Annotated in this window: 7 protein-coding genes; 2 read left to right on the top strand and 5 right to left on the bottom strand. The window is 65.6% G+C overall.

The features are described 5' to 3' along the window. Positions 1–4: 4 nt before the first annotated feature. The 4 genes from ntrB to ACTZWT_RS01275 form a co-directional block, all read right to left on the bottom strand. Positions 5–904, bottom strand: a complete 900-nt coding sequence (ntrB, locus tag ACTZWT_RS01290) for a nitrate ABC transporter permease (protein ID WP_444767911.1) — start codon at positions 902–904, stop codon at positions 5–7. A gap of 61 nt (positions 905–965) precedes the next feature. After that, entirely contained in the window at positions 966–2276 is a 1311-nt protein-coding gene (locus tag ACTZWT_RS01285) for a CmpA/NrtA family ABC transporter substrate-binding protein (protein ID WP_444768444.1), read from the bottom strand. 645 nt (positions 2277–2921) lie between these two features. Next, entirely contained in the window at positions 2922–4082 is a 1161-nt protein-coding gene (locus tag ACTZWT_RS01280; RefSeq protein ID WP_444767910.1) for a CmpA/NrtA family ABC transporter substrate-binding protein, read from the bottom strand. Then, positions 4079–4663, bottom strand: a complete 585-nt coding sequence (locus ACTZWT_RS01275) for an ANTAR domain-containing response regulator (RefSeq protein WP_444767909.1) — start codon at positions 4661–4663, stop codon at positions 4079–4081. The genes ACTZWT_RS01280 and ACTZWT_RS01275 overlap by 4 nt, the downstream gene beginning before the upstream one ends. Before the next feature lie 321 nt (positions 4664–4984). Between ACTZWT_RS01275 and glpK the strand changes: the two genes are divergently transcribed. Then, positions 4985–6490, top strand: a complete 1506-nt coding sequence (gene glpK / locus ACTZWT_RS01270) for a glycerol kinase GlpK (RefSeq protein ID WP_444767908.1) — start codon at positions 4985–4987, stop codon at positions 6488–6490. Between the two features lie 628 nt (positions 6491–7118). Then, positions 7119–7751 (top strand): glutathione S-transferase family protein, encoded by a 633-nt coding sequence (locus ACTZWT_RS01265; RefSeq protein ID WP_444768443.1) that lies wholly within the window; start codon positions 7119–7121, stop codon positions 7749–7751. A 53-nt stretch (positions 7752–7804) separates the two neighbouring features. Here ACTZWT_RS01265 and metH read toward each other — a convergent pair whose 3' ends face one another. Further along, on the bottom strand, positions 7805–11707 hold the full coding sequence (metH, locus tag ACTZWT_RS01260; protein WP_444768442.1) for a methionine synthase: 3903 nt from the start codon (positions 11705–11707) through the stop codon (positions 7805–7807). Positions 11708–11710 lie beyond the last annotated feature (3 nt).

Here is an 11710-nt window from a genome sequence, read left to right as displayed (position 1 = left end):
CTCCTCAACCGGCCGAGGTGCCGTGGGTGACGATCCGTCCCAGTCCCGCGATCATGCGGTCGAGCACGAAGCCGATGATGCCGACATAGAACAGCGCCAGAATGATCTCGCTGATATGCGAAGAATTCCAGGCGTCCCAGATGAAGAAACCGATGCCGACGCCGCCGATCAGCATCTCGGCCGCGATGATCGCCAGCCACGACAGGCCGATGCCGATGCGCAGGCCGGTGAAGATATAGGGCGCGGCTGAGGGCAGCATCACCTTGGTGAAGAACTCCAGCGGATTGAGCTGCACCACGGCGGCGACGTTGCGATAGTCCTGCGGAATGTTGCGGATGCCGACCGCGGTGTTGATGATGATCGGCCAGATCGAGGTGATGAAGATCACGAAGATCGCCGACGGCTCGCCGTCGCGGAACGCCGCCAGCGACAGCGGCAGCCAGGCCAGCGGCGGGATCGTGCGCAGCACCTGGAAGATCGGATCGAGCCCGCGCATCGCCCACACCGACTGGCCGACCAGCACGCCGAGCCCGATGCCCGCGACCGCCGCTAGCGAGTAGCCGAGCGCGACCCGCTTCAGGCTGGCGTAGAGATGCCAGAACAGTCCCTTGTCGATGCCGCCGCGATCGAAGAACGGATCGAAGATCAGCTCCTTGGTATCGGTATAGACCTTGGATGGCGGCGGCAGCGCCGAACCCGGCTGCCGGCAGACCAGTTCCCAGAATACGATCAGCAGGGTGACGACGAGCAGCGGCGGGATCACCCGGGCCGCGGTCTCGCGCGCGGCCTTGATGTATTTGTCGGCGCGCGGCTGCGGCCTGGGCCGCATCGCCACCACCGCGGATGGCGGCGGCGCGAGCACGGTGACGGTTTCGGTCTCGGATTTGAGGGCGGTCATCGACATCGGCGTGGCTCTCCGTCGTCAGTAAAGGCGGGCCGCGCTTGTGCGCGGCCCGATGTGGCGGTTACGCTTCGACGCGCTTGATCGACAGCGACTTCAGGTACGCGGCGGGATCTTCCGGATCGAACACCTTGCCGTCGAAGAAGGTCTCCTTGCCGCGCGACGTAGAGGCCGGAATGTCGGCGGCGGCGACGCCCAGCGTCTTGGCGGCGTCCTTCCACAAATCCTCGCGGTTGACCTTGGCGATCAGCGCCTTGCCGTCGAAGCCAGGTTCGTACTTGCCCCAGCGGATGTCCTCGGTGATGAACCACTGATCATGGCTCTGGAACGGGTAGGAGGCGTGGTCCTTCCAAAACCGCATCTGCTGCGGCGAGTTCTCGACGACGCGGCCGGTGCCGTAGTCGAACTTGCCCTTCATGCGGTCGATGACGTCGTCCGCCGGCACGTTGATCCACTGCCGCTTGGCGCAGATCCGCGCGGTCTCCTCGCGATTGGCCGGGTCTTCGCACCATTGCTGGGCTTCCATCACCGCCATCAGCAGCGCTTTGGCGGCCTTGGGATATTTGTCGACCCAGGCGGCGCGCATGCCGAACGACTTTTCCGGATGCTTGTCCCAGAGCTCGCCGGTGGTGATCGCGGTGTAGCCGATGTTCTGATGGATCAGCTGCAGATTCCACGGCTCGCAGACGCAGAAGCAGTCCATCGTGCCGACCTTCATGTTCGCCACCATCTGCGCCGGCGGCACCACGATGGTTTCGATGTCCTTGTCGGGATCGATGCCGCCGGCGGCGAGCCAGTAGCGGATCCAGAGATCGTGGGTGCCGCCGGGGAAGGTCATCGCCGCCTTCACCGACTTGCCGGACGCCTTCTTCTTCTCCAGCGCGGCTTTGAAGGGCGCGGTGTCGAGGCCGACCTTGAGGTCGGCATATTCCTTGCCGACCGAGATGCACTGCCCGTTCAGATTGAGCCGCGCCAAAATGTACATCGGCGTCGGCACGTTGTTCTGCGTCACCTTGCCGGCCGAGATCAGATACGGCATCGGCGTGAGGATATGCGCGCCGTCGATGCCGTTGCCTTCGGAGCCGAGCACCAGATTGTCGCGCGTGGTGCCCCACGACGCCTGCTTCAGCACTTCGACGTCCGGCATGCCGTATTTGGCGAAGATGCCCTTCTCCTTGGCGACGAACAGCGGTGAGGCGTCGGTCAGCGCGATGAAGCCGAGCTTGGCGCCTTTCACTTCCGGGCCGGCATCCTGCGCGAAGGCGCCGCCGGGGAAGTTGAGCTTGGCGGCGGCGATGAGCCCCGCTACGCCCGCGCCGGCTTTGAGAATTTGGCGGCGGCTCATTGTGCTTCCGGTGCGGTCCTTGCTGATCATCGTTGCCATGTTCCCTGCTGGGGTCGCGTGACCCTGTTTGACCGTGATGCTGACGCCGTCCGAAAAATCGGCAAAAAAAAGCCGCTGCCTGGCCTCGCTTGCACGAGCCAGGACAGCGGCATTGCTGTCGGAGTTATCGATGGACGCCGGGACACCCACCGGTGACCCGTACTAAGCATAGCGAAAACCGTGCCAACTGATCACGGTACGTGATCCGATAGCGTTCGCAATTAGTTGACGCTTACGCCGGGGATTGTCCGAGGCGGCGCGCGGCCGCCGACAGCGCAGCGGGCTTGTGCAGAGTGGCGAGGAAATGTGCAGCGCTGCAGGGCAGGGAGGCGCCGCGAGCAAGACCAGCACCTTCTCCCCGCGTGCGGGGAGAAGGCAGGCGTCGCCTGGTTCGGATGTCACGCGCGAGGAAATGCGTCGCCGCGCGCACGACCTGCTCCTTCTCCCCGCGCGCGGGGAGAAGGGTGGGATGAGGGGCCGTCGCACAGAGGCCGAGCGGTGATAGTGATGGTCGGCCAGCGAAGAATTCTCTCGAAACGCTCAGACTCGTTGATGCGCCCCCTCACCCGACCGGCTTCGCTGCGCTACGCCGGGCCGACCTCTCCCCGCGCGCGGGGAGAGGTTACCGCACACGCCTCAGCGGCGGATCGTCAGCGCCGACAGATAACCGGCGATGTCGTCCGGATCGAAATGCGTGCCGGTGCATTCGCCGATGCCGTCGGCGGGGGCGATCGGCAGGATCGGCGGCGTGCCGACGGCGGCGTCGTAGAGGTCGGGCCGGAACACGGCCTTCGCCGCGGCGAGCAGTTCGGCCGATAGCGGCGCCTGGCCCCAGCGCACCATCTGTGCGTAGTTCCACGCGCCCTGCACCGGATCGGGCCGCGCCGCGGCTTCGCGGCCGACCAGCAGATAGCGGTCGGTCTCGCGGATTCTTCCGTCCGGGTCGACCTTGAGCCGGCCATCGAGCGTGCGGCGGATCAATTCCGGTGTCACTTCGATCCGGCCCGGCGCGGTGAGGATCGCGCAGACCTCATCGCGGTTGGCTTCGTGCTCGATGAACTGCGCCGCGCGGTCGTGTGCCCGGATCAACCGCGCCAGCGTGTCGGGATGGCCCTCGGCCCAGGAGGCGCGCACCGCCAGCAGCTTCTCGGCGGCGCGCTGGAACAGCTCGCAGGCGAAGTGCAGGATGTGGCCGATGCCGAGATCGATCGCCACCGAATTCCACGGCGCGCCGACGCAAAAGCCGTCGAGATGCTTGTTGGCGAGGCTTTCGACCATATAGGGCGGCGGCAGCACCACGAGGCGCACGTCCTCGTCTGGATCGACGCCGCCGGCGCCCATCCAGAACCGCAGGTCGTAATTGTGGCTGGAGAACGGGAAGGTCATGCCGAAGATCAGCGGCTCCAGCCCCAGCGCCTTGCGCTCGGCGACGACGCGCGCCAGCGCCCGCGCCGACACCAGCGGATCGGCGACGTCGCCGTCGGCCATCGCGGCGATCGCGGCGTGCAGGTCGGGCGACACCGTGATGGCGTTGCCGTTGACGCCGAGCCCGAAGCCGGAGATCACCGGCACCTTGATGTGGCCGATGCCGAGGCTGGAGGCGACCGCCATCGGCGCCAGCAGATGCGCCGCGTCGAACAGGCCGATGTTGAACTTGTCGCGGACATTGGCCCAGGAGATTTCGCGCACCAGCTCGACCTCGAGCCCCTCGGCGGCGCAGAAACCCTTGTCGACGGCGACGATCAGCGCCGCCGCGTCGGCCAGCGGGATGAATCCGATGCGCAGGCGCTCGCTCATTTCAGCATCTCCGAGGCGGTGATCACCGACTGGGCGATCTCGGCGATTTTCTTCTTCTCGTTCATGGCCGCGCTCCGCAGCAGCACGTAGGCCTGTTCTTCGGTCAGTCCCTTGGCCTTCATCAGAATGCCCTTGGCGCGGTCGATCACCTTGCGGTCGTCCAGCGCGCTGCGGGCCCGGTTCAGTTCGGTCTCGAGATGGGCGAAGGCGTTGAAGCGCGAGATGCACAGATCGAGGATGTGCTTCATCCGCTCCTTTTTCAGCCCGTCGACGATATAGGCCGAGACGCCGGCGTCGACCGAGGCCTGGATCGAGGCGGTGTCGCTCTGGTCGACGAACATCGCGATCGGCCGCTTCACGATCCGGCTGACCTGGAACATCTGCTCCAGCATGTCGCGGCTGGGGTTTTCGAGGTCGATGAGGATGACGTCGGGATCGATCTCGTAGACCCGCGCCAGCAGGTTGGTGGTCGCGGCGAGGTGGGTGATCTGCGACAGCCCGGCCTCGCGCAGCCCCTCGGTGAGGATCGCGGCGCGCACCGGATTCTCGTCGACGATCACAATTTTCAGCAGCGGGTCCATCGGCTAACCCCGCGTCGTCATTGCGAGGAGCACCCGGATCGGCGCTTTGCGCTGTCCGGGCACAGGCTCCGCGACGAAGCAATCCAATGCCCCATCCGGAGCCTCTGGATTGCTTCGCTTCGCTCGCAATGACGAACCACTCAGAGGGCTCCCTCAATCCAGGTCACGGGTGGTCCTCCCGACAAACCACAGTCCGGCGGCCAATTGAAGGAGATTCCGTGGGCAGCGCGCGAGCGCTTCTGCCGATATTGACGCCGCAGGCGCGATCGGGTGGGGTGCGGGCAACGCTTTTCCGCACTCCACAATCCGGGACGAACGCTCATGCCTTTCGTGATGGCCATCGATCAGGGCACCACCTCGTCGCGCGCAATCCTGTTCCGCGACGACATCTCGATCGCGGCCTCGGCGCAGCAGGAATTCCCGCAGCATTTCCCCGCCTCCGGCTGGGTCGAGCACGAGCCCGAGGACATCTGGAGTTCGACGCTGTCGACCTGCCGCGCCGCGATGGAGAAGGCCGGCGCCACCGCCGCCGACATCGCCGCGATCGGCATCACCAACCAGCGCGAGACCGTGGTGGTGTGGGACCGCATGTCCGGCAAGGCGATCCACCGCGCCATCGTCTGGCAGGATCGCCGCACCGCGGAGGTCTGCACCCGGATGAAGGCCGACGGCTATGAGCCGATGATCACCGACAGGACCGGCCTGATCATCGACCCGTATTTTTCCGGCACCAAGGTCGCCTGGCTGCTCGACAACGTGCCCGGCGCGCGCGCCCGCGCCGAGCGCGGCGAACTCAAATTCGGCACCATCGACTGCTGGCTGCTGTGGCGGCTGACCGGCGGCCGCGTCCACGCCACCGACGCCACCAACGCCTCGCGCACGCTGCTGTTCAACATCCACACCGGCGACTGGGACGACGATCTGCTCGAACTGCTGCGCGTGCCGCGCTCGATGCTGCCCGAGGTGCGGGATTCTTCGGCGCATTTCGGCGACAGCGTCTACGAGCTGTTCGGCGCCCCGATCGCCATTCGCGGCATCGCCGGTGATCAGCAGGCCGCAACCATCGGGCAGGCCTGCTTCACTCCGGGCATGATCAAATCGACCTACGGCACCGGCTGCTTCGCGCTGCTCAACACCGGCGCCGTGCCGGTGCGCTCCAATAACAAGCTGCTCACCACCATCGCCTATCAGCTCGGCGGCCAGCGTACCTACGCGCTGGAAGGCTCGATCTTCGTCGCAGGCTCGGCGGTGCAATGGCTGCGCGACGGCCTCGGCATCATCAAGCACGCCTCCGAGACCGGCCCGCTCGCCGACAAATCCGATTCGCTGCAGAGCGTGTATCTGGTGCCGGCCTTCGTCGGACTCGGCGCGCCGTACTGGAATCCGCGGGTGCGCGGCGCGCTGTTCGGCATGACGCGCAACACCGGCCCCGCGGAGCTCGCCCACGCCGCGCTGGAGAGCGTCTGCTACCAGACGTATGATCTGTGGGCGGCGATGCGCGCCGACTGGTCGGGCGCCGACGCCGCGCCGCCGGTGCTGCGCGTCGACGGCGGCATGGCGGCGTCGGACTGGACCATGCAGCGCCTCGCCGACCTCCTGGACGCCCCGGTCGACCGCCCGGTGATCCAGGAAACCACCGCGCTCGGCGCCGCCTATCTCGCCGGCCTCAGCGCCGGCATCTACCCCGAACCGCAGAAATTCGCCGACAACTGGCGCCTGGATCACCGCTTCCGCCCGGCGATGAGCCAGGCCACCCGCGAGCGCAAACTGGCGGGCTGGGCACGCGCGGTGAAGGGACTGCTGGCGACGGATGAGGGGGAGGGTTGAAAGCGTCGCTTAACGATGCTTTGTAATCAACAGCGAATGATATTTTTTATAAATTGTCGGGTTCTGCGATGGCTCTTCGACCTCCGCTAAATAGCGATTTGACTGGCGTTTTGAACGATAGAGGAGACAAATTCATTGGACGCGCGTACTTGCTTTGGCTCTTTGGTGTAGCTGTTGGACTAATTCGCCTAAAAGCAGAAAAGGTGAGCTTTGGAGGAGTCCAATATTCCATAGAGCAGCCAGAAGCTCTCCAGGGTCTTATTTTTATCGGATGCATGCTTTGTTACGTTGCGATCATCGGAATATTTGTGCTGCACAATTTTCAGTGGTTGGTGCCTAATCGCACCGTCCCGAGACGAATGATATACGTCGCATCTCGACCTCGTTATACGTTAATGGGCAGGTCTCCTGCAGAAATTGTGAGGCTCAAAAAGACGGCACGTAAGTTGATATGCCTGTCGCTATTCTTCGGCGGTGCAATTATCTTCTTTCCAATTCTACACATAACGCTTTTTGAATATCGAGCAGTTTGGATTGCCGTGAAGGTAATATTTTCATCGTAATCTGATTGGTGAATCTATTGGGGGTGAACGCGATGAAAAGGGCGATTCAGCTTCCGGTACCCACCATGATCCTGATAGGCCAATACGACTCCCCGTTCGTCCGCCGTGTGGCGATCGCGATGCGGCTGTATGAGTTGCCGTTCGAGCATCAAGCGTGGTCGACCTTCGGCGATGCCGACCGGATCGCGCCGTATAATCCGCTGCGCCGGGTGCCGACGCTGGTGCTGGACGACGGCGAGGCGCTGATCGAGAGCACCGCGATCCTCGATTATCTCGACGAACTGGTCGGGCCTGACGCGGCGATGATCGCGGACTCCGGGCCGGCGCGCCGCCACGCGTTGAAAGTCTGCGCGCTGGCGACCGGGCTCGGCGACAAGGCGGTCAGCCTGGTCTACGAGCGGGTGCTGCGCCAGGCGCGGTCCGAGGTCTGGGTCGCGCGCTGCGAAGCCCAGATCGGCGGCGTGCTCGACGTGCTGGAGGCGCAGCGCGCCGCGATCGCGACGCCGTTCTGGTTCGGCGAGCGGATCGGCCACGCTGATATCGCCGTCGCCTGCGTGTTGCGTTTCACCGGCGAGGCGCATTCCGGCCTGCTCGATGCCGCGCGCCATCCCGCGCTCGCAGCCCATGCGGCGCGCTGCGAAGCGCTGCCGGCGTTCGGCGAGATCGTTCAGCCGCTGATCCCGCCGTCGCCGGCGTAGAGTCGGATGCAAACAGGACTTGCGAGCCAGGACGTCGCCTTGGCTCCCGCTGATTACTTCGCCCCGACCGCCTTCTTCCGCCACATCAAGTGCACCGCGCAGTTGCAGCCGGCGGGATGCGAGGCGAGGGCGGCGTCGTTCGCGGCGAACGCCGCATCGGCGGGCGGCTCGGTCGGCAGCAGGTCGCCGGACGGCGCCAGCGGCGGCATCGGCTCCTGCGGTGCGCCGGCGGGCTGCGGCTCGGGGATGTAGTTCAGCACCGGGGCGAGCCAGCGCTCGGCCTCGGTGACGCTCCAGCCCTTGCGCAGCGCGTAGTCCTCGATCTGGTCGCGCTCGATCTTGCCGACGCCGAAATAGGCGCTCTCGGGGTGGCTGAAATACAGCCCCGAGACCGACGAGCCGGGCCACATCGCATATGACTCGGTTAGCGTCACGCCGGCATTGACCTCGGCATCGAGCAGCTTGAACAGCGTCGCCTTCTCGGTGTGATCGGGCTGCGCCGGATAGCCCGGCGCCGGGCGGATGCCCTGATACTTCTCGAGAATCAGGTCGTCGACCGACAACGCCTCATCCGGCGCGTAGCCCCAGAATTCGCGGCGGACGCGGGCGTGCATCCGCTCGGCGAAGGCTTCCGCCAGACGATCGGCCAGCGCCTTGACCAGGATCGACGAGTAGTCGTCATTGTCGTTCTTGAACTTGTCGGCGATGACATCCTCGCCGATCCCGGCGGTGACGACGAAGGCGCCGATATAATCCGGCACGCCGCGCGGCGCGATGAAATCCGACAGCGCCGCATTGGCGCGGCCCTCGCGCTTGACGAGCTGCTGGCGCAGCGTGTGCAGCGCGCCGATCGAGGCGTCGCGGTCGTCGTCGGCATACAGGATGATGTCGTCGCCGACCGCATTCGCCGGCCAGAACCCGATCGCCGCCTTGGCGATGAACCAGTTCCCGGCGACGATGCGCTCCAGCATCTTGCGGGCGTCGGCATAAAGCGACCGCGCGGCCTCGCCGACCACCTTGTCGTCGAGGATGGCGGGGAAGCGCCCGGCGAGCTCCCAGCTCTGGAAGAACGGCGTCCAGTCGATATACTCGGCAAGTTCGGCGAGCGGATAGTTGATGAAGCTGCGCACGCCGAGGAACGACGGCTTCACCGGCTTCGATGCGGCCCAGTCGATCTTGGTGGCGTTGGCGCGGGCATCCTTGAGCGCGACGCGCTTCTTGTCGGCCTGCGCGCGCAGATGCGCCGCGGTGATCTTGGCATAATCGGCGCGGATCTCCGCCGCATAGGCCGGGCCGCGCTCGCGCGACAGGAGCGAGGACGCGACGCCGACCGCGCGGCTCGCGTCGTTGACGTGCACGACGCTGCCGGCCGGATAGGACGGGTCGATCTTCACCGCGGTGTGCACCCGGCTGGTGGTGGCGCCGCCGATCAACAGCGGCATGTCGAGGCCGTTGCGCTGCATCTCGGAGGCGAGAAAGCTCATCTCGTCGAGAGACGGCGTGATCAGGCCGGACAGGCCGATGATGTCGGCCTGCTCGGCGATCGCGGTCTCGATGATCTTCGCCGCGGGCACCATCACGCCGAGGTCGATCACCTCGAAATTGTTGCACTGGAGCACGATGCCCACGATATTTTTGCCGATGTCGTGGACGTCGCCCTTCACGGTGGCGAGCACGATCTTTCCGGCGGTGGCGCGCTCGCCGGTGTGGGTACCGGCGGCGAGCTGCGCGGCCTTCTCGGCTTCCATGAACGGCATCAGATAGGCGACCGCCTGCTTCATCACGCGAGCGGATTTCACCACCTGCGGCAGGAACATCTTGCCGTCGCCGAACAGGTCGCCGACCACGTTCATGCCGGCCATCAGCGGGCCTTCGATCACGTGCAGCGGCCGTTCTGCTTTCGCCCGGGCTTCCTCGGTGTCGGTCTCGATATATTCGGTGATGCCGTGCACCAGCGCGTGGCTGAGCCGCTGCTCGACCGGCCACGAACGCCAGGCGAGATCCTGCTCCTTCACCGCCTTGCCCTGGCCGCGATACTTCTCGGCCAGCGCCAGCAGCCGCTCGGAGGCGCCCGGGTCGCGATTGAGGATCACGTCCTCGCACACCTGCCGCAACTCGGGGTCGATGTCGTCATAGACGATCATCTGCCCGGCATTGACGATGCCCATGTCCATGCCGGCGTGAATCGCGTGATACAGGAACACCGAGTGCATCGCCTCGCGCACCGGCTCGTTGCCGCGGAACGAGAACGACAGATTCGAGACTCCGCCGGAGATATGCGCGTGCGGCAGGTTCTGGCGGATCCAGCGCGTCGCCTCGATGAAGTCGACGCCGTAATTGTTGTGTTCTTCCAGCCCGGTCGCGATCGCGAAGATATTCGGATCGAAGATGATGTCTTCCGGCGGGAAGCCGATCCGGTCGACCAGGATGTCGTAGGCGCGCTTGCAGATCTCGGTCTTGCGCGCGTAGGTGTCGGCCTGGCCCTGTTCGTCGAACGCCATCACGACGACCGCGGCGCCGTGGCGGCGCGCGATCCTGGCCTCGTGCAGGAACTTGTCCTCGCCTTCCTTCAGCGAGATCGAGTTCACCACCGGCTTGCCCTGGACGCATTTCAGGCCGGCCTCGATCACGGCGAACTTCGAACTATCCACCATCACCGGCACCTTGGCGATGTCCGGCTCGGCGGCGACGAGGTTGAGGAAGGTCACCATCGCGGCTTCGGAATCCAGAAGTCCTTCGTCCATGTTGACGTCGATGATCTGGGCGCCGTTCTCGACCTGGTCGCGGGCGACCTGCAGGGCCGCGGCGTAGTCGCCGGCGGTGATCAGCTTGCGGAATTTCGCAGATCCGGTGACGTTGGTGCGCTCGCCGACATTGACGAAGGGAATTGCGGCGGTGAGTTCGAATGGCTCCAGGCCGCTCAATCGCAGCCGCGGCTCGATCACGGGCACGACGCGCGGCTTGTGCGGCGCCACGGCCTTGGCGATCGCGGCGATATGGTCCGGCGTCGTGCCGCAGCAGCCGCCGACGATGTTGACGAGGCCGGCCTCGGCGAATTCGCCGACGAGGCCGGCCATGTACTCCGGGCTCTCGTCGTACTGGCCGAATTCGTTGGGCAGGCCGGCGTTCGGATAGGCGCAGACCAACGTATCGGCGACGCGGCCGATATCGGCGATATGCGCCCGCAGATCCTTGGCGCCGAGCGCGCAGTTGAAGCCGATGGTGATCGGCCCGGCGTGCCGCACCGAATTCCAGAACGCTTCCGGCAATTGCCCGGACAGCAGCCGGCCGGATTTGTCGGTGATGGTGCCGGAGATCATCACCGGCACGTCGATGCCGAGCGCCTCGGCGATCTCGGCGATGGCGTAGAGCGCCGCCTTGGCGTTGAGCGTGTCGAAGATGGTCTCGACCAGCAGCAGGTCGGCGCCGCCGTCCAAGAGGCCGTTGATCTGCTCGCCATAGGCGATGCGCAGATCGTCGAACGTCACCGCGCGGTAGCCGGGATTGGCGACGTCGGGCGAGATCGAGGCGGTGCGGTTGGTCGGGCCGATGGCGCCGGCGACGAAGCGCGGCTTGCCGTCCTCGGCCTGCACCTTGTCGGCGGCGTTGCGGGCGAGGCGGGCGCCGTCGCGGCTCATTTCATAGGCGATCTCGGACAGGTCGTAATCGGCCTGCGCGATCGAGGTCGAGGAGAAGGTGTTGGTCGCGACGATGTCGGCGCCGGCGCGCAGATATTGCGCGTGGATGTCCTCGATCGCCTGTGGCTGGGTCAGGATCAACAGGTCGTTATTGCCGCGCAGGTCGCGGTGGAAATCCTTGAAGCGCTCGCCGCGGAACGCGGCCTCGTCGAGCTGCAGTTGCTGGATCATCGTGCCCATCGCGCCGTCGAGCACGAGGATGCGCTCGCGGGTCAGCGCGAGCAGTTCGGTCCGCTTCGGGGAGGTCGGCTTGGTCATGGA

Source organism: Rhodopseudomonas sp. NSM, assembly GCF_052445935.1.
Lineage (GTDB): Bacteria > Pseudomonadota > Alphaproteobacteria > Rhizobiales > Xanthobacteraceae > Rhodopseudomonas.
The sequence above is the reverse complement of the archived record's forward strand: the minus strand, read 5'-3'. Positions and strand labels throughout refer to the sequence as shown.

Bases quoted from the DNA above. Each gene is read 5' to 3' on its own strand.
- ACTZWT_RS01275 (WP_444767909.1), bottom strand. From the start codon at position 4,663: ATGGACCCGCTGCTGAAAATTGTGATCGTCGACGAGAATCCGGTGCGC.
- metH (WP_444768442.1), bottom strand. From the start codon at position 11,707: ATGACCAAGCCGACCTCCCCGAAGCGGACCGAACTGCTCGCGCTGACC.
- ACTZWT_RS01280 (WP_444767910.1), bottom strand. From the start codon at position 4,082: ATGAGCGAGCGCCTGCGCATCGGATTCATCCCGCTGGCCGACGCGGCG.
- ACTZWT_RS01265 (WP_444768443.1), top strand. From the start codon at position 7,119: ATGATCCTGATAGGCCAATACGACTCCCCGTTCGTCCGCCGTGTGGCG.
- ntrB (WP_444767911.1), bottom strand. From the start codon at position 904: ATGTCGATGACCGCCCTCAAATCCGAGACCGAAACCGTCACCGTGCTC.
- ACTZWT_RS01285 (WP_444768444.1), bottom strand. From the start codon at position 2,276: ATGATCAGCAAGGACCGCACCGGAAGCACAATGAGCCGCCGCCAAATT.
- glpK (WP_444767908.1), top strand. From the start codon at position 4,985: ATGCCTTTCGTGATGGCCATCGATCAGGGCACCACCTCGTCGCGCGCA.